The organism is Rhodococcus sp. NPDC003318 (assembly GCF_042879035.1).
GTDB lineage: Bacteria > Actinomycetota > Actinomycetes > Mycobacteriales > Mycobacteriaceae > Rhodococcus_G.
Window position 1 is genome coordinate 324684 of record NZ_JBIAOU010000002.1, and the last position, 16820, is coordinate 341503.

Annotated in this window: 15 protein-coding genes and 1 tRNA gene; 4 read left to right on the forward strand and 12 right to left on the reverse strand. The window is 70.2% G+C overall.

Translation table 11 applies throughout. From position 1 onward, the window contains the following. A partial coding sequence (locus ACFYVR_RS06730; protein WP_387470960.1) for an endonuclease/exonuclease/phosphatase family protein occupies window positions 1-1055 on the reverse strand: 1055 nt, incomplete at its 3' end. A 69-nt stretch (window positions 1056-1124) separates the two neighbouring features. On the opposite strand from ACFYVR_RS06730, the gene ACFYVR_RS06735 reads away from it, so the two are divergent. Next, the gene (locus tag ACFYVR_RS06735; protein ID WP_387470962.1) at window positions 1125-2099 is read left to right on the forward strand and encodes an LLM class F420-dependent oxidoreductase; all 975 of its coding nucleotides are present in this window, start codon (window positions 1125-1127) and stop codon (window positions 2097-2099) included. 66 nt (window positions 2100-2165) lie between these two features. On the opposite strand, the gene phoU is transcribed toward ACFYVR_RS06735, so the two are convergent. The 5 genes from phoU to ACFYVR_RS06760 all read right to left on the reverse strand — a co-directional run bounded on the left by phoU (window position 2166) and on the right by ACFYVR_RS06760 (window position 8284). Further along, entirely contained in the window at window positions 2166-2834 is a 669-nt protein-coding gene (phoU, locus tag ACFYVR_RS06740; RefSeq protein WP_387470964.1) for a phosphate signaling complex protein PhoU, read from the reverse strand. A 105-nt stretch (window positions 2835-2939) separates the two neighbouring features. Then, complete coding sequence (locus tag ACFYVR_RS06745; protein ID WP_387470966.1) at window positions 2940-4850, reverse strand: LCP family protein; 1911 nt, start codon at window positions 4848-4850, stop codon at window positions 2940-2942. 119 nt (window positions 4851-4969) lie between these two features. Continuing rightward, a complete protein-coding gene (gene dusB / locus ACFYVR_RS06750; RefSeq protein ID WP_387470968.1) occupies window positions 4970-6124 on the reverse strand; it encodes a tRNA dihydrouridine synthase DusB in 1155 nt (384 codons plus the stop codon). 83 nt (window positions 6125-6207) lie between these two features. Next, window positions 6208-7167, reverse strand: coding sequence for an acyl-ACP desaturase (locus tag ACFYVR_RS06755; protein ID WP_387470970.1), 960 nt, complete (start codon window positions 7165-7167; stop codon window positions 6208-6210). 244 nt (window positions 7168-7411) lie between these two features. Beyond that, entirely contained in the window at window positions 7412-8284 is an 873-nt protein-coding gene (locus ACFYVR_RS06760; RefSeq protein ID WP_387470972.1) for a LysR family transcriptional regulator, read from the reverse strand. 83 nt (window positions 8285-8367) lie between these two features. Between ACFYVR_RS06760 and ACFYVR_RS06765 the strand changes: the two genes are divergently transcribed. Continuing rightward, complete coding sequence (locus tag ACFYVR_RS06765; protein ID WP_387470974.1) at window positions 8368-9672, forward strand: MFS transporter; 1305 nt, start codon at window positions 8368-8370, stop codon at window positions 9670-9672. On the opposite strand, the gene ACFYVR_RS06770 is transcribed toward ACFYVR_RS06765, so the two are convergent. Together ACFYVR_RS06770 and ACFYVR_RS06775 are read right to left on the reverse strand one after the other, a co-directional pair. Next, window positions 9599-10015, reverse strand: coding sequence for a hypothetical protein (locus tag ACFYVR_RS06770; RefSeq protein WP_387470976.1), 417 nt, complete (start codon window positions 10013-10015; stop codon window positions 9599-9601). The two genes, ACFYVR_RS06765 and ACFYVR_RS06770, sit on opposite strands and share 74 nt — an antisense overlap. Window positions 10016-10132: 117 nt before the next feature. Next, window positions 10133-10519 (reverse strand): hypothetical protein, encoded by a 387-nt coding sequence (locus ACFYVR_RS06775; protein WP_387470978.1) that lies wholly within the window; start codon window positions 10517-10519, stop codon window positions 10133-10135. Between the two features lie 506 nt (window positions 10520-11025). Here ACFYVR_RS06775 and ACFYVR_RS06780 point away from each other — a divergent pair. Continuing rightward, the gene (locus ACFYVR_RS06780; protein WP_387470979.1) at window positions 11026-12114 is read left to right on the forward strand and encodes a lipid II:glycine glycyltransferase FemX; all 1089 of its coding nucleotides are present in this window, start codon (window positions 11026-11028) and stop codon (window positions 12112-12114) included. Here ACFYVR_RS06780 and ACFYVR_RS06785 read toward each other — a convergent pair. From ACFYVR_RS06785 to ACFYVR_RS06800, 4 genes are all read right to left on the reverse strand, one after another. Beyond that, window positions 12108-13340, reverse strand: coding sequence for a cation:proton antiporter (locus tag ACFYVR_RS06785; RefSeq protein WP_387470981.1), 1233 nt, complete (start codon window positions 13338-13340; stop codon window positions 12108-12110). The two genes, ACFYVR_RS06780 and ACFYVR_RS06785, sit on opposite strands and share 7 nt — an antisense overlap. Window positions 13341-13588: 248 nt before the next feature. Further along, window positions 13589-13664: transfer RNA gene (locus ACFYVR_RS06790), tRNA-Lys, on the reverse strand. 14 nt (window positions 13665-13678) lie between these two features. Continuing rightward, window positions 13679-15064 (reverse strand): MFS transporter, encoded by a 1386-nt coding sequence (locus ACFYVR_RS06795; RefSeq protein ID WP_387470983.1) that lies wholly within the window; start codon window positions 15062-15064, stop codon window positions 13679-13681. Beyond that, window positions 15061-15504 (reverse strand): MarR family winged helix-turn-helix transcriptional regulator, encoded by a 444-nt coding sequence (locus ACFYVR_RS06800; protein WP_387470985.1) that lies wholly within the window; start codon window positions 15502-15504, stop codon window positions 15061-15063. The genes ACFYVR_RS06795 and ACFYVR_RS06800 overlap by 4 nt, the downstream gene beginning before the upstream one ends. 187 nt (window positions 15505-15691) lie before the next feature. Between ACFYVR_RS06800 and ACFYVR_RS06805 the strand changes: the two genes are divergently transcribed. Next, window positions 15692-16714 (forward strand): magnesium transporter CorA family protein, encoded by a 1023-nt coding sequence (locus ACFYVR_RS06805; RefSeq protein WP_387470987.1) that lies wholly within the window; start codon window positions 15692-15694, stop codon window positions 16712-16714. Window positions 16715-16820 lie beyond the last annotated feature (106 nt).

The window sequence follows — 16820 nt, forward strand, 5'->3', positions numbered from 1 at the left end:
CGCGCCGAGGGCGGCCCGCCCCTCGCTGTCGTCGGCGTCGGGGCGCTGTGGGGGGGGGGGGGGGGCGGGGTGGGGGCCCCCCCGCCCCCCCCCCCCCCCCCCCCCCCCACCACTGCGACGAGCCCGTGGTGGTCCGAACCGGCGATGGTGATCCGCTCGAGTTCCGACACCGTGGCGCCCTTGGTGACGATGCGGTCGATGCCGGTGACGGCGGGGTACCAGCGGTGGGCGGGCATCGTCGGCAGCAGCCCGGCGCCCACCTGGTCGGCGGCGTCGGTGTAACCGTCGGTGAGCAGGTCGCGGTACTGGCGCTGCGGCCAGCTCGCGTTGAAGTCGCCAACTGCGATGACGTTGTCGCGGTCGGAGAGCGTGTCGAATTCCGTTCCGAGGGCGCGCAGTTCGGACGCCCACATCGGGGCGGGAAACAGGTAGGCGGGCGCCGGGTGCACGGCCAGCACCGCCACCGGCTCGCCGAGACCGACGTCGACGTCCGCGACGATGTTCGACGACAGGAAGCCGTCGAGCTCCCGTACGTTCGACAGCGGGAACCGGCTGTAGATGCCGCCGCCGAGGCCGCTCGGACCGTGCGAGATCTCGATCCGGTGGGGCAGCAGGTCCCCCATCCCGGCGGCCGCGACGCCGTCGACGGTCTCGTCGGTCAGTTCCTGCACCGTGAGGACGTCGACGTTGCGCTCACGCACGGTCTGGACGAGGAGCGCCGGATCGGCCTGCCCCCGTTTGACATTGGCCTGCATGACGGTCAACGTCGGGCCCTCGACGGTCGCGGAGTCGGGGACGTACAGCGGGGCGAGGAGCCAGGCCCCGAGCACGCACACCACCATGCACAGCGCCTGGGCGACCCACCGCCCTGCCGCGGCGGCGACGACCGCCCCGACGAGTGCGACACCGACCCACACCGGCATCCAGCCCGCCAGCAGCACCACCGGACGCACCTCGACGCGCACCACCGAGGCCAGCACCGCCGCGGCGCCGAGCAGACCGCACGTCGTGGCGAAGATGCCCGCCGAGTGCCGGTAGGTCTCGCTGTACTTCACCCGTCGATCATGCCCGGCGCCCCGGCCGAGGCATCTGTGTAGCCGGGCCACGGCCAATAGGGTGTCCGTATGACTGAGAAGCGATGGGGTTTGACGATTCCGCTCCCCGGTACCGTGGCGGAGCAGCGCGAGTTGATCGCGGAGCTGCCGGGCCTCGGTTACACCGATGTGTGGTCCTCGGAAGCCAATGCGGCGGATGCGTTCACGCCGCTCGCGTTGGCGAGCGTGTGGGCGCCGGAGTTGAGGCTGGGCACCGCGATCGTGCCGGTGTACACGCGGGGTCCTGCGACGTTGGCGATGTCGGCGGCGACTCTGGCGCAGGCGGCGCCGGGGCGGTTCGCGCTCGGGATCGGCACGTCGTCGAACGTCATCGTCGAGAAGTGGAACGGTATCGCGTTCGACGAGCCGTACAAGCGGGCGCGGGACACGCTGCGGTTCCTGCATGCCGCGCTGCGCGGGGAGAAGGTGACCGCGAAGTACGACACGTTCGAGATCGACGGTTTCGTGCCCGCGGTGGTCGCTGATCCGGCGCCGCCGGTGCTGCTGGCCGCGTTGCGTCCGTCGATGCTGCGGCTCGCGGGTCGGGAGGGTGACGGTGCGATCGTGAACTGGCTCGGCGCCGACGACGTGCCGACCGTCGCGAAGCACGTCCGGGAGGGCGCCGCGTCGAAGGGGGTGTCGGATCCGGAAGTCGTCGCCCGCATCTTCGTCCTGCCGGGCCTCGACGCCGACACCGCCCGCGGCATCGGGCGGCGGATGATCGCCGCGTACATGAACGTGCCCGTCTACCGCGCGTTCCACGAATGGCTCGGTCGTGGTGAGGCGTTCGGTCCGATGTGGGCGGCGTGGGAGGCGGGCGACCGCAAGGGTGCGCTCGCCGCGATCCCGGACGAGGTGGTCGACCAGCTGATCGTGCACGGTCCGGCCGAGAAGTGCCGGGAGCACATCGAGCGGTACGTCGATGCCGGTGTCACGACCCCGGTGATCGCGTTGACGGTGGACGGGGATCCGGCGCCGATGGTCCGCGCCCTCGCCCCGCGCTGACCCCGCCGTGACAGAGGACGATGCCCCGGCCGATCCGGCCGGGGCATCGTCGTGGTGGTGGGATGGTCAGAGTTCGCCGGAGTCCTCGGGGTCGACGGGCAGCTTCCCGGTGACGAGGAAGATGACGCGCCGGGCGACCTCGACGGCATGGTCGGCGAACCGCTCGTAGAACCGGCCGAGGAGGGTGACGTCGACGGCCGCGGCGACACCGTGCTTCCATTCGCGGTCCATCAGGACCGTGAACAGGTGCCGGTGCAGGTCGTCCATCGCGTCGTCCTCCTCGCGGAGCTTCGCGGCGCGCTCGGGGTCGCGGGTCTCGAGGACCTCCTTTGCGCCGGCACCGAGGGCGACGGCGAGACGGCCCATCTCGGCGAAGTAGCCGTTGACCTCTTCCGGCAGCACGTGGTTCGGATGTCGGCGGCGCGCGATCTTCGCGACGTGCAGGGCGAGGGCGCCCATGCGTTCGATGTCGGCGACGATCTGGAGTCCGCTGACCACGGAACGCAGATCACCGGCCACCGGCGCCTGCAGTGCGAGGAGGGCGAACGCCCGTTCCTCGGCCGCGACGCTGAGTTCGGTGATCTGGTCGTGGTCCCCGATGACCGCCTCGGCGAGCGTCAGATCGGCCTGGAGCAGCGACTGGGTCGCCTTCTCCATTGCCGATCCGGCGAGACCCGCCATCTCGCCGAGCATGTCGGCGAGTTCGGTCATCTGTTCGTTGTAAGCCACGCGCATGAGCTCACAGCCTAGTTCGCGAAGGGGGCCACGTCACCAGTACAGGGTGAACACCGGATGAATGACGGTGCACGTCAGGCCCGACATGGCCGGAATGAACCGGTTTCAGGCGCAGGTGTCGTCGCCGGCGTTGGTGAACGCGAGGTCCGCGGGCAATTCCTCGACGGTGGTCCCGGAGATGACGGTCGACCTCGGAACGATGACGGGGTTCAGTGCGGTGCCCACCGATGCCGGCGCCACGACGGTGCCGTCGAAGTCGGTGCCGAGCACGACGTCGACGATCCCGTCGAGGTCGTCGGTCTCGACCAGTTGCGCGTCGGGGATGGCGGCGGCGACGGTCGCCGCCTCCGCCTCCTGGCCCGGACCGAACCGGACCAGGGTCGACGAGCTGGTTCCGCTGTAGTTGCCGACGCTGTAGACGGAGAAGCCGTGTGCGCCGAGGACCTCCGCGGCCTGAGCGGCGACACCGGTCACGCCGGACGCGTTCGACACCTGCACGGACACCATGGCCGGGTCGAGGGCCAGGACCTCGGGTGTCGGCTGCGGGGTGACCGCGGTCGGCGGGGCAGCGGGGGCGGACGTGCCCGCCGCCGCGGTGTCCGCCTTCCGCTCCTCGCCGGGCAGCGGCTCGTCGTCGATGATCGCGCGGAAGATCGCGTCGATGTCGTCGAGGCGGGGGATCTCGTTCCCGTAGTCGTTGGTGCCCGCGGTCGGCACCGTCAGGAAGGTGACGGCGCCCGCCTCCACCTTCTGCAGTGAGCGGCCCAGCGTCACCAGCGACTTGGTGTCGACGTTCTGGACGAACGTGTCGCGGGTGAAGGCGGTGATGAATCCGTTGAGCTTGCCCGGATCGAACAGCACCTTGTTCGACAGCGCGGAGCGCAGGAGCGACGACAGGAACATCTGCTGCCGTTTGATGCGTCCGTAGTCGCCGTTGCCCTCGGCTTCGACCTTCCGGGCGCGCACGTAGTTCAGTGCGGTCGCGCCGTTGACGGTCTGCCTTCCTGCGGTCGGGAGCACCACGCCGAGTTCGTCGTCGACGAGCGGGGTGATCGTGCAGACCTCGACGCCGCCGACCTCGTCGACCATCGACTCGAAACCGGAGAAGTCCATTCCGATGAAGTGCCCGATCTTCAGGCCGGACAGCTTCTGGATCACCTTGACCAGGCACTTGGGGCCGCCGTAGGCGTACGCCGAGTTCAGCTTGTCGCTGTCGGCGCCCGGGTCGATCGCGTCGGTGTAGGTGCCGGTGTCGTTGTCCCAGGCCTGGCAGCTCGGACGCACGATGTCGAGGTCGCGGGGGAAGGACACCGCCACCACCCGGCTCCGGTCGGCCGGGATGTTGACGAGGATGACCGTGTCGGACCGCGAGCCTTCGGCATCCTCGACCGTGCCGGCGCCGACGCCCCCGTTCGCGCCCGCCCGGGTGTCCGTGCCGACGATCAGGTACGTCTCGTCGCCGTACTGTCCGCCGGGGTCGACGACGTCGGTGCTCTCCAGGTCCAGCGCCGCGACCTGGCTGAATCCGTTGTCGGTGGCACGCAAGTACCCCCACACGACGCCGGTGAGGACGAGGACCATCACCGCGACCAGCGCCGTGCCCGTCCGCCCGACCACTCGCAGCCGACGTTTCCTGCGCAGTTTGCTCGCCGCCAGCCGCGACGTGGTCGGGACCCCGACCTGGGCCGGTCCGTCCGCGCCGACCGCCTTCGGTGCGGCCCGGTACATCCAGCCGGTGGCCTTGCGGGGAGCCGGCTCCCCGTCGGCGGCCACGGCCGCGGAGGCGACGACGGTCGGGTCCTCGTCCTCGCGGCCGACGCGCTCCATCAGTTCGGCGACGGAGAGCCGGTCACTGGGCTCGCGGGTCGGTTCCGGGGAGGGTGGTTCCGGACGGGTCGGTTCCGGTCGCTGCGGCTCGGGACGGGGGCGGGGGACCGGCCTGCTGACGTGGGAAATCGGTCTCTCCCAGGGGGCGCGACCCTCGGGCGCTGAGCCCGGATCGTGATCGTCGCCCAACTGGTGTCCTCACATCTCTCGCGGTCGGTTCCGGCATGACTCGTCGCCGCCGGCTCGCGACGGTGTCAACATGATACTGATCCGGCCGCCGGTGGCTAGTGGAGCCGAATCCGCGCAGTTCAGCCGCCCGAATGCATGAGGTCGGCGCCGGCCGGGACGAGGCAGTCGTCGGGGTCGTCGAGCCACCCGTCGGGCAGTGCGACGGTCCCCGGCGAGCCCTGCCTGCCGCGGGGGCCCTCGGCGTCCTTGGGGAACGGCACGTCCGGCGGCAGCTGCGCGAGCAGGCCGTCCAACTCGTCGAGGGTCGAGACCATCGCCATCGCCACCCGCATGTCCGAACCGGCCGGGAACCCGCGCAGGTACCAGGCGACGTGCTTGCGGAGCTCGCGCAGGCCCTTGTCCTCGCCGTGGTGATCGGCGAGCAACTCCGCGTGCCTGCGGATGATCGCGGCGACCTCGCCGAGCGTCGGCGGTGTCGGCATCGCGGTCCCGTTCAGTGCTGCGCTGAGCTCGGCGAACAGCCACGGCCGGCCCAGGCATCCGCGCCCGACCACGACGCCGTCGCAGCCCGTTTCCGCCATCATCCGGGCCGCGTCCTCGGCGGCGAAGATGTCGCCGTTGCCGAGCACGGGGACCTCGGTGACGTGTTCCTTCAGCCGTGCGATCTCGGTCCAGTCGGCGGTGCCGGAGTACCGCTGCGCCGCGGTGCGGGCGTGCAACGCGACCGCGGCCGCACCCTCTCCGGCGGCGATCCGGCCCGCGTCCAGGTGGGTGTGGTGCTCGTCGTCGATGCCGACCCGGAACTTCACCGTCACCGGGATGTCGGTGCCCTCGGTGGCCTTGACCGCGGCGGCCACGATCCGCCCGAACAGGGTGCGCTTGTAGGGCAGCGCCGCGCCGCCGCCCTTGCGGGTGACCTTCGGGACGGGGCAGCCGAAGTTCATGTCGATGTGGTCGGCCATGTTCTCGTCGACGATCATCTTCGCCGCCGCGTAGGTGGTGTCCGGGTCGACGGTGTACAGCTGCAGCGACCGCGGCGTCTCCGTCGGCCCGAACGTCGTCATGTGCAGCGTCGCCGGCTGCCGCTCGACCAGGGCCCGCGCGGTGACCATCTCGCAGACGTACAGCCCCGACGTGCTCCCGGAACGCTCCATCTCGAGCTCGCGGCACAGTGTGCGGAAGGCCACGTTCGTGATGCCCGCCATCGGGGCGAGGACGACGGGGCTGCGCAGTTCCAGCGAGCCGATCCGGAGCGGGTGGTCAGGCGTTGACATCGACATTCCTCGAAAAAAGTGTGCCCGGCACCGAAGTTCGGTGCCGGGCACAGGATAGCCGTTCCGGGCTGACCGCCCGATTCTCAGGACGCCTGTTCCTGCATCTCCCGCCTGGCGGCTTCGCGGGCGAGCATGCGGTCGCGCTGCTCCTCGAACTTCGAGGCCTGCACGCCCAGGTCGTCGAGGAACGCCGACAGGCTTTCGCGGGCCTGCTCACCGACACCGGTGAAGTCGGTGCGCTCGAAGATCTTCCACTTGCGCAGCACCGGCATGACGACCTCGTCGAGGTGCTGGCGCAGGTCGTAGATGCCGTGCTTGGCCATCAGGACGCCGTTGCGGCGGAAGTTCGGCATGCCCGCGCCGGGCATCTCGAACCGCTGGACGATGTCGTTGACGGCGAGGATCGCCTGGTCCGGCGAGACGTCGAGAGCCGCCTCGCAGATGTTGCGGTAGAAGATCATGTGCAGGTTCTCGTCCGCCGCGATGCGGGCCAGCATCCGGTCCGCGACGTCGTCGTCGCACGCCTTGCCGGTGTTGCGGTGCGAGACGCGGGTCGCCAGCTCCTGGAACGTGACGTAGGCGACGGAGTGCAGCAGGCCCTCGGTCTCGCCGGGGGAGGCGTAGCCGTTGGTCATGTGGACCATGCGGGCATCTTCGAGGGCGACCGGATCGACGCCGCGTGTCACCACGAGGTAGTCGCGCATGACGATGCCGTGCCGGTTCTCCTCCGCGGTCCAGCGGCCGACCCAGGTGCCCCACGCGCCGTCCCGGGAGAAGTTCTCCGCGATCTCCCGGTGGTACGAGGGCAGGTTGTCTTCGGTGAGCAGGTTCGTGATCATCGCGGCCTTCGCGACGGGGTCGAGGCGGGACTGCTCCTCGGCCCAGTCGTCCCCACCCATCGCGGCGAAGTTGCGGCCCTCGTCCCACGGGACGTAGTCGTGGGGATGCCAGTCCTTGGCCATGGACAGGTGGCGGTTGAGGTTTGCCTCGGCGACGGGTTCGAGTTCCTTCAACAACTCGAGTTGGGTCAACGCTCTGGCCATCACTGTCCTCCATGGGTTGCGGAACCGGCTCAAACTAGCCTACGGGACCGTAACCATGTTCGAAATTGCTTCCATCGGGTCACGGCCGGCGAAAGTAGATCGCGATTCGGGTGCCCTGCGCGACTCATCGGTGCCGGAGTGGCCGGTGTTACCGACGTGACGGCTCGGCGCCCCGGGTGTGATGCGTGACCGTTATGCGCGTCCCGGCCGGGGACGCTGCGCGCGCCGCCGACCGACGCGGGTGTCACGCCCTCCGGGCGGCGACGAAGTCGCGGAACCGGGCGGCGGGCGGCGTGAGCGAGCGACCCGACGCCCACACCATCCCCACCTCGCGGGACGCGCCGCGCAGGGGGACGGCCACCACCCCGGCCGGCTCGGGTTCGGCCTCGCGCACCGGTACGAGCGCGACGCCGAGTCCCGCCGACACCAGGCCCGTCGCGGTGGCCAGCTCGCTCGACTCGAACACGATCCGGGGCGCGAACCCCGCCCGCTCGGCGGCCTCGTCGAGCAGCCGGCGCATCCCGTAGTTGGGGTGCATGGCGATGAACGGTTCGGAGCGGGCCTCGGTCAGATCCATGTCGGCGCGACCGGCCAACCGGTGTCCGGCGGGGACCGCGAGCGCGAGCTGCTGGTGGTCGAGGAGCAGCCAGGCGAGTCCCTCGGCCCGCGGGCGCGGAGACACTGCGGCCAGGTCGCTGTGGCCGGCCAGCGCGCGTTCGGCGAGGCGTCCGGACGCGTCCTGGTGCAGTGCGAACCGGATTCGGGGCGCATCCACGCGGAATTCGCGGATGAGTTCCGGTACCAGCCAGGGGCCGAGGGAATGCAGGAAGTCCAGGCGGACGGTGCCCTCCGAGGCGCTCGTCAGTTCGGCGATCCGGTCTTCGGCGGCGGTGAGCTCGTCGAGGGCGCGGCGCGCGTGGTCGTAGAGCAGGCGGCCGTGGACGTTGAGCCGCAGTCGGCGCCCGTGCCTGTCGAACAGGTCGATCCCCATCCGCTGTTCGAGCGCGGCGAGGCGGCGGGAGAGCGTCGGCTGGGCGATCCCGAGTTCGGCCGCGGCGGCGGTCACCTGTCCTTCCTCGGCCAGCGTGACGAACCAGCGCAGCTCTGAACTCAGCATATGCAATTTGAACATGAAAAAGGCTTGTCTCCCGCATTTTGCGGATCAAGGATCGGGGTCGACGATGGGTCGCGGAGGTGCTCATGACACTCGACACGCGCATCGTCGCCGACCCCGACACCGAGCCGTACCGCCGGGGCACGGCCGGATACCGCCGGATCACCCTGTCCCTGTTCGCCGCCGGTCTCGCGACCTTCATCTCCATGTACGCCGCGCAGGCGCTGCTGCCCGCGCTGTCCGAGGACTACGGCGTCGGGCCCGGCGCCGCGGCGCTCGTGGTGTCCGCGACCACCGGCGTGCTCGCGCTCGTCATCGTTCCGGCGAGTGCGCTGTCCGCCCGGTTCGGACGAACCCGGGTGATGACGGTGTCGGCGATCGCGTCCGCCGCGATCGGTGCCCTGCTCCCGCTGAGTCCGTCGATCGAGATCCTGATCGTGGGACGGGCTCTACAGGGCGTCGCGGTCGCCGGTATCCCGGCCGTGGCGATGGCCTACCTCGCCGAGGAGGTCCAGGGGAGCACCCTCGGAGCGGCGATGGGACGGTACGTCGCGGGCACGACGATCGGCGGGCTGGCCGGGCGGCTGATCTCGTCGGCGGTGGTCGACGTCTCGACCTGGCGGTGGGCGATGGAGGCGGCCGCGATGGCGTCGCTGGCCTTCGCCCTGGTGATGACGCGGGTGATGCCCGCGTCGCGGCACTTTCGACCGCAGCCGGTCGGCCCCCGGGTGCTGGCGGCGAATCTGACCGGTCATCTGCGTGACCGCCGGTTGCGCCTGCTGTTCCTGCTCGGGTTCATCCTGATGGGCGGGTTCGTCTCGGTCTACAACTGCATCGGCTTCCGGTTGCTGGACGAGCCGTTCGCGCTGCCGGAAACGGTGGTCGGTCTGGTGTTCCTGATCTATCTCGTGGGCACGGTCACGTCGTCGGTGGCGGGCCGGCTCGCCGACCGCCTCGGCAGGTATCGGGTGCTGCTCGCGGGTGTGGCCGTCAGCGGCGCGGGACTGGCCTGCATGCTCCCCCCGTCGCTGCCGTGGGTGCTGGTCGGGCTGCTGCTGTTCACCGGCGGATTCTTCGCGGCGCACTCGGTGGCCAGCAGCTGGGTGGGGTCGCTCGCCACGCGGCACCGTGCGGAGGCGTCGGCGCTCTACCTCTGCGCGTACTACCTGGGCTCGAGCGTGGCGGGCGCGGGAGCCGGTGTCGCCTACGAGTTCGGTGGGTGGCCGTGGGCGACGGGCTGCGTCGGCGTGCTGTTCCTTCTCGCACTCGCCGTCTCGGTGCGCCTCGCCCGCGGCGGGCGTGCCGAGACGGCCGGCGCTACCTGCGGTGCTGCGCGACGGCGCGTTGCGGACGCTGGTTCATCAGGCCGAGCACTCCCACGGCTGCAATGATCGCGCCCGCCACCACGGCGACGGCCGCGGCGACGGCGGTCCCGCTGGGGAAGACCATCGCGAGCGGGGCGAGCAGCAGTGCGACCCCGAGGATCACCAGACCCCAGTGGCTCGACCGCGACTCCGTCGTCATGGCCCACAGGCCGACCGAGTAGGCGATCATGCCCAGGATCAGCATCGTGCCGGTGATCTGGAGGTCGCCGTGGACGGGCACCCACATGCTGAGCAGAACCAGCGCGACGCCCGTGGTCACGACCAGGATGTCCCGGCGCACCTCCCGGATGTGTTCGGCGTCCCGGGCACTCGCGTAGTTCTCGCGTGCGTCTTCGACATTGACAGTCATGGTGACCTCCCAGCGCTCGTCGATCCCCGTGAACCATTCTGATCCCGGATCGAGCGCGGTGTCGACCCGGAAGATCCGGGTCGACCGGATTGCCCGAACGCGGTGTTCGCGACCGGGTCAGGGTGTGGCTGCAGGCGTGCGGAGGCCGTCCAGTGCGCGCTGCACCGCAGCACGGGTCTGCTGCCCGGTGGCCGCGGCGAACCAGGTGGCGAGGTGGCTGCGGTACAGCTCCTCGGCGGTGTCGAAGCCGCCGGGAAGGCCTGCGGGACCGTTGACGATGCGGACCAGGCGTCCGAGGCAGGCGGCCTGCTCGTCGGTCAGGGCGGAGGTCGCCATGTCCCCGAGCGTCCGGAAGGTGGCATGGCCGAGGGCGGCGTCGGTCGAGCACTGCGTTGCGGCGTCGGCGACAGACCCGGCGGAGGGGCGGGGCAACGTCGCGGAACGCGGGTGGGCGGGGGCCGTGACGTCGAAGTGTCTCGTCATCGCTCTCTGCCACTCGGGCACGTCGAAGTCCTCGTGAGCAGGCGACACCGCCCCCGTGCGATTGCGAATCAACTTGACTCGTAATCGATGTGGCCGATGTGCTCCGATCGCCACCCTCTCAGTGGTAGCAGACGGGTCGTCGTTCGGAAAACCCTGTCGGGGTGGCGGCGGGAAGCGTTACCAAGTCGAGTCTCGCGCGGGACCTCGCCGCGGCGGGACGCTGCGACCCTCGGTTCTTCGAATCTCGTTGCCGCACTGTGCGTCACGAGTGAAGTGTGGGTGCAACGGACGATCTCGCGTCACGGAACTGTCCCGAAATCCGCGTCACACCAACATGTCCGGCGTGTGCATGTCATGCGTTCGACGGCCGATTCGGCGAAACGTCCGCGTCGGAGGGATCGATGTCACCACCGATGGAACAACGCCGGTGACCGGCTGCGACACGAAGCAGCCGGCCCGGGACCGCCGAGGAATTCGGTGGACGAGTCCGGGCGGTCACACCCGCCCGCGGGATGAGGAGTGGCGCTGTGACGGTGTCCGACCAGGTCGGGGTTGTACGCGAGGCGAATCCGCTCGAGGTGGAGCGATGGGACGAACACGTCACGAGAGCCGCGGACGGAGGAGACGTCTGGCGGGGCCAGGACAACGCGAAGGCCAAGGAAACCCTCGGATACGCGATCCGGTACCTGTTCGTCGGCGACGACGCCGTGACCGTCCACGTCAAGAACGTTCCCCTGCTCGGACCCCTGTGGATCGTGCCGAGCGGTCCGTCGGGGGCGACCATCGCCGAGGTGCTGCCCAAGGCGCAGGCACTGGCGTTCTACGCGGCCACGCAGGGCGCCTTCGTGCTTCGCATCGACCCCCGCGTCGAGGCCGACGCGGAGACGACGCGGCGACTGCTCGCCGAGGGCTACCGGCCCGCCGGACAGGTCACGCCCAACAAGCACACGGTGATCGTGGACCTGGACCGCACCGAGGACGAGATCCTCGCCGGCTTCAGCAAGGGTGCGCGCCGGGCGCTCAAACGCGCGGCCCGGGACGGCGTGCAGGTCGAGCGTGTACCGGCCACCGACGAGAACTGCGACATCCTGTACGAGCTGGTCGCCCAGACCGGCGACGGGCGGTTCGGTGTCCGCAGTCGCGAGTACAGCCGGTTCACCTACCAGCGGTACGCCGCGAGCGGCAACGGGCAGATGTTCTTCGCCCGCAGCGACGGGAAGGTCGCGACGGCGTCCTTCGAGATGAGGCTGGGCGCCAAGGCGATCGGCCTGCACAAGGGGTCGGTGCGCAAGTCTCCCGGCGACTCCGCCACCAACGGGCTGGGCTCGCAGGGCATCGGTCACGCCCTGCAGTGGGCGGTCGTTCGGTGGGCCAAGGAGGCCGGTGCGCTCGAGTACGACCTGTGCGGCACACCGCCGTCGGCCGAGGCCGACAACCCGGACCACTACTTCTACGGCATCGGCACGTTCAAACGCAGCTTCAACAGGGAGATCACCGACTACGTCGGCGCGTGGGACGTCCCCCTGAGCCAGTGGCGGAACCGGATCTGGACGGCAGGATACGAACGGGAGTGCAAGCGGTTGTCGATGCTGCTGCGCCGCACCCTCTTCTACTGACGGTGAGACCACGCCGCGTAGCGGGCGGCGAGGGGCGCGGCACTGAGACCGTGGGCCAGGACGGAGAGCCCGACGGTGACGACGGCGGTGGTCACGAGCAGATCTTCGTGGGGCAGGGTGGCGGATTCTTCGACGATGAGGATGACGAAGACGACGGTGGCGAGTCCCCGGGGACCGAACCAGCCGAGAAAGGCGACGGTCGGTCCTCGGGGGTGCGTCCCGATCAGCGACAGCGCGACGGGAACCATCCGGACGACGGTCAGGCTCACGACGGCGTAGCCGAACACCGCCCAGGACAGGTGCCCGAGCGCGGGACCGAGGACGACGGCGCCGAAGACGATGAAGGTCACGGCGCTGAACAGGTCGCCGGCCTCGTCGAGCATGTCGGCGTCGTTCTCGTCACCGTCACCGTCACCGTCGCGGTCGTCGGCGGCGCGGTGGCGGAGCGCGCCGAAGGCCAGCCCGCCGACGAACGCGGCGATGAACCCCGAGCCACCCAGAGGCACGGCTGCGGTGTAGGCGAGCGCGGCCGCCGTCACGGGAATGATCTGCGCCCACAACGGGTCGATCCAGTGGCGGCGGCCGGCGGTGACCAGGATCGCCGCGGCGGCCACCCCGGCAACCAGGCCGGCGAGGATGCCGTACCCGATCTGCTCGAAGACCAGCCGGACCGCTGCGCCGCCCCCGAGGGCCCCCGCTTCGGCGTGCGCGATCGCCAGGGCGACGAGGAACAGCGGCACGCAGATCCCGTCGTTGAGCCCGCTTTCGACGTTCAGCCCCTGACGCACCCGAGACGGCAGCATCGGAAGTGTCACCACGGCCTGCCCGAGGGCGGCGTCGGTCGGGGCGAGGATCACCGCGAGCAGCAGTGCCTCGGGCCAGGCGAGGTCGCCGAGCAGGACCAGCGCGGCGCCGAAACCCGCCACGATGGTCAGGGGCAGGCCCAGCCCGAGTAGTCGCGCGGGAAGGGAGATCTCGGTGCGCAGCGCGGACAGGTCGACGCGGGATGCGTCGGAGAACAGCACCAGCCCGAGGGTCACCTCGGCGAGCAGTTTCACCGTCTCGGCGGTGACGTGCACGTCGATCAGCCCTGCCAGGGTTCCGCCGAGGAGGAGGCCGGCGGCCGTGAAGACGATCGGGCCGGTGATCGGAGTTCCCGCGGTGCGCCTCGAGATCGCCGAGTAGGCGAGCAGGACCGCAGCGATCGCGGGTAACGCCCACGTCATGTCGGTACCGCGGGATCCTGCTGTCGCGGCGTGCACGGGAGGCGAACCGCGCACCGCTCACCCAACCGTTCCACCATGACCCACAACCCATCGCGTGTCGTCGGGACGCTCACGGGTCCTGCGGGTCCCGGAGTGCACAGCCGGGACAACGATATCCCCGGCCGCAGGGCACCCGGAGGATGACCGGGCCGGCTCCCGGTCCCGAAAACCCCTGAAACGCAAACTGGCCAGGCATCGCCTGGCCAGAGTGGTGCCCCCTCTCGGGCTCGAACCGAGGACCTGCGGATTAAAAGTCCGTAGCTCTACCAACTGAGCTAAAGGGGCAGTGCTGCTGAAGTCTAGTGTGCGCGTAGTGACCGCGAGAACAGCACCCCCGCCAGGAGCGCGGCGCCGATCACGGCGATGACGACACCGGTGCGGTGCAGCCCGGTGTCGTCGGGTCCGCCGTGCATGGTCACCTCGATCACGACCGCGGCGAGGTTCGCGCCGACGTACTGGATCGTCCGGTACATCCCGATGGCGGTGCCGACGTCGCCGACGCCGGAGGACGCGTTGACGAGGTTCTGGTTGGCCATGTTGTTGAACCCGTTGGGGATGCCGACGACCGCGGAGACGATCAGGATTCCCCAGATCGGGGTCGAGGAGCTCTCGACGAACGCGAGCAGCAGGCCGCCCGCCAGCAGGCCCGTGGTACCGACGAACAGGGTGGGGCGCGCGCCGTAGCGGCCGTAGAGGCGGGAGGCCGTCATGGTGGCGAAGACCCCGACGCCGGCGACCGGCAGCATCAGCAGCCCGGCCGTCGCGGGGGAGAAACCCGGTCCGCTCTGCAGCCACTGAGGCAGCCCGAAGAAGATGCAGTAGAACGCGGTGTAGGTGACGAGGGTGCGGGCGAGGGTGGCACTCAGGACGCGGTTGGCGACCAGTGCTCGCACGTCGATGAACGGTTCCCGGTAGTGCGCCTCCCAGCCGACGAAGAGCAGCCACGTCGCCGTCGACACCGCGGCCGTCCACCACAGCGGGGTGCTGGTGAGCGACAGCAGGAACAGCATCAGCGTCGACGTGCCCGCCACGAACAGCACCGTCCCGGCCGGGTCGAGTGACCGGAGGACGGCGCGGGTGCTGCCGCGCGTCTCGCGAGGCCCGTCGGGTGGCGCCACGGCGAGCACCCAGGTGGCGGAGATCACGACGACGGGGAGGTTCACCCACATGATCGACTGCCAGCCGAAGGCGCCGACGAGCAGTCCACCGAGTGTCGGGCCGAGCGCGACCACGACCTGCGCGCACGCGGCGAGGGTGGCGATCGCGGTGCGCGGCTGGGCGCCGACGCGTTCGGAGTACTGCCGGACGATCGTCATCGCCGTCGGGTACTGGGTGGCGGTGCCGAGACCGAGCAGGACCCGCGCGGCGATCAGCCAGCCCAGGCTGGGGGCGAGCGCGCCGGCGAGTGCACCGGCGGCGACCAGGACCAGTCCGCCGAGGTAGACGCGGCGCGCACCGAAGAGGGTGCCGAGCCGTCCGGCGGTCGGTGCGGCGACCGCCGTGGCGATGTACAGCGCGGAGATCACCCACGCGGTGCCCGTGGTGGTTCCGAAGTGGACGCCGATGCCGACGATCGCGACGGCGATCATCGACGAGTTCAGCGGCTGCAGGATCGTTCCGGAGCCCAGGCCGACGCTGAGCCGGCGGGGGACGGCGCGGTCGCGGGTGTCGACGACGCTGGTCACAGCTGCGGCTCCACCGGCTGCTCCGCGCCGAGTCGCCGCAGGATGCGTCCGGCGATGTAGAGCAGTTCCCGTTCGGCTTCGGTGCAGTCGGCGTCGAGGGCGGCGGCGAGCCAGCGGGTGCGGCGTTCGCGGTCCGCGGCCAGCACCGCACGGCCGTGGTCGGTGAGGGTGAGGAGGCTGGCGCGGGCGTCGGCGGGATCGGCCTCGCGGGCGATGGCGCCGGCGTCGAGGAGCAGGGCCACGGTACGCGAGATGGACTGCGGGGTGACCTGCTCGTGGGTGGCGAGCGTGGACGCCGTCATCGACCCGCCGCGTTCGAGGTGTCCGAGTGCCTGCAGCTGCGACGGCGTGAGCATGTGTTCGGCGCGCTGGGAGCGGAGTCGGCGGAAGAAGGTGGCGATGTTCTCGCGGAGTTCGATCGCGTCCGCGGTGTCGGTCATGGTGCCTCGGTTCGGGGTCTACGCGGGCAGTACTCGATAAGTTTAGCTGACTTAACTGCCATCGTATTCCGGGAAGAACGGCCCGCAGCTCGCAGAGAGTAGACAGCAAGACTTACGAGATTCGGCGAGGGCGCGCGGAAGGCCAGGTTTCGCTGCAATCGCCGGTGCGCACGCGAGGATGGGACACATGGAACGACCGGAGGGCGAGCGCGTGCGGGTGGCCTGCGCGGTGCGCAACCGGCTGTACGTCGACGGGGTGCTGGTGGGGACCGACCTGCCGCTCGAGGAGCTCGCCGAACACCGGGCGGACGCAGGGGCACTGATCTGGGTGGACCTGCTCGCCCCGTCGGTGCCGGACATCGCGGCGCTCTCGCCGTTGGTCGGTGGGGAGGTCGAGTTGCATCCGCTCGCGGTCGAGGGGGCCATCTCGGGTCGTCAGCGGCCGCGGTTGGTCCGGTTCCGCGACCACAGCCTCCTGCACACCCGCGCGGTCCGCTTCGACGCCGCGACCGACCGACTCGACGGCACGGACCTGTCGATCTTCATCCTCCCGCGGGCACTGATCACGATCCGCGGCGACGAGCGGTTCGCGCTCGACCCGATCCTCGCGGACTGGGACGACAATCCGGATCTGGTGGCCTACGGAGTGGGATTCCTGCTGCACACCGTCCTCGACGCGGTCGTCGACGGCTACTTCGAGGCCATCGACACCCTCGACGATCAGATTCAGTCTCTCGAGGACGAGCTGTTACTCGGCGGCGGCCCGAAGAATGCCGTCCAGTTGCGCAGTTTCGTGCTGCGCAAGGCGGTCGCACATCTCGGGCGGGCGGTGCTGCCGATGAACGAGGCGTTCAGTGCGCTGTTGCGGCAGGGCGCGCACGTCCTCGACGGCGAGATGGTCCCCTACTACCAGGACGTCTACGATCACACCCTGCGCGCCACGGAGCGGATCGACGGTCTGCGCGACACGATCGAGTCGATTCTCGCCACTCACCTTGCCATGCAAGGTAATTCGCTCAACGAGATCATGAAGAAGCTGACGGCGTGGGCCGCGATCATCGCGATTCCGACGGGCGTGACCGGCTACTTCGGGCAGAATGTCCCGTTCCCCGGATTCGGCGAGTCGGCGGGGTTCTGGCTCAGTGCGGTGCTGTTGCTCGGGCTCGGATTCGGGCTGTGGGGGAGTTTCAAGCGACGCGGCTGGCTGTGACGCGGCCGGCGGGGTGGCGGCTCGGGTGCGCACCCCCCTGCGGCGCACCCGAGTTGGGAAAAGCGTACCACCCGGTGTGTTCTCGATCGCGCCCGGAACCTACTCG

What these genes read in the sequence shown, in the direction of transcription:
- ACFYVR_RS06735 (WP_387470962.1), top strand. Translation starts at nt 1,125, where the DNA reads ATGACTGAGAAGCGATGGGGTTTGACGATTCCGCTCCCCGGTACCGTG.
- phoU (WP_387470964.1), bottom strand. Translation starts at nt 2,834, where the DNA reads ATGCGCGTGGCTTACAACGAACAGATGACCGAACTCGCCGACATGCTC.
- dusB (WP_387470968.1), bottom strand. Translation starts at nt 6,124, where the DNA reads ATGTCAACGCCTGACCACCCGCTCCGGATCGGCTCGCTGGAACTGCGC.
- ACFYVR_RS06755 (WP_387470970.1), bottom strand. Translation starts at nt 7,167, where the DNA reads ATGGCCAGAGCGTTGACCCAACTCGAGTTGTTGAAGGAACTCGAACCC.
- ACFYVR_RS06760 (WP_387470972.1), bottom strand. Translation starts at nt 8,284, where the DNA reads ATGCTGAGTTCAGAGCTGCGCTGGTTCGTCACGCTGGCCGAGGAAGGA.
- ACFYVR_RS06765 (WP_387470974.1), top strand. Translation starts at nt 8,368, where the DNA reads ATGACACTCGACACGCGCATCGTCGCCGACCCCGACACCGAGCCGTAC.
- ACFYVR_RS06770 (WP_387470976.1), bottom strand. Translation starts at nt 10,015, where the DNA reads ATGACTGTCAATGTCGAAGACGCACGCGAGAACTACGCGAGTGCCCGG.
- ACFYVR_RS06785 (WP_387470981.1), bottom strand. Translation starts at nt 13,340, where the DNA reads ATGACGTGGGCGTTACCCGCGATCGCTGCGGTCCTGCTCGCCTACTCG.
- ACFYVR_RS06800 (WP_387470985.1), bottom strand. Translation starts at nt 15,504, where the DNA reads ATGACCGACACCGCGGACGCGATCGAACTCCGCGAGAACATCGCCACC.
- ACFYVR_RS06805 (WP_387470987.1), top strand. Translation starts at nt 15,692, where the DNA reads ATGGAACGACCGGAGGGCGAGCGCGTGCGGGTGGCCTGCGCGGTGCGC.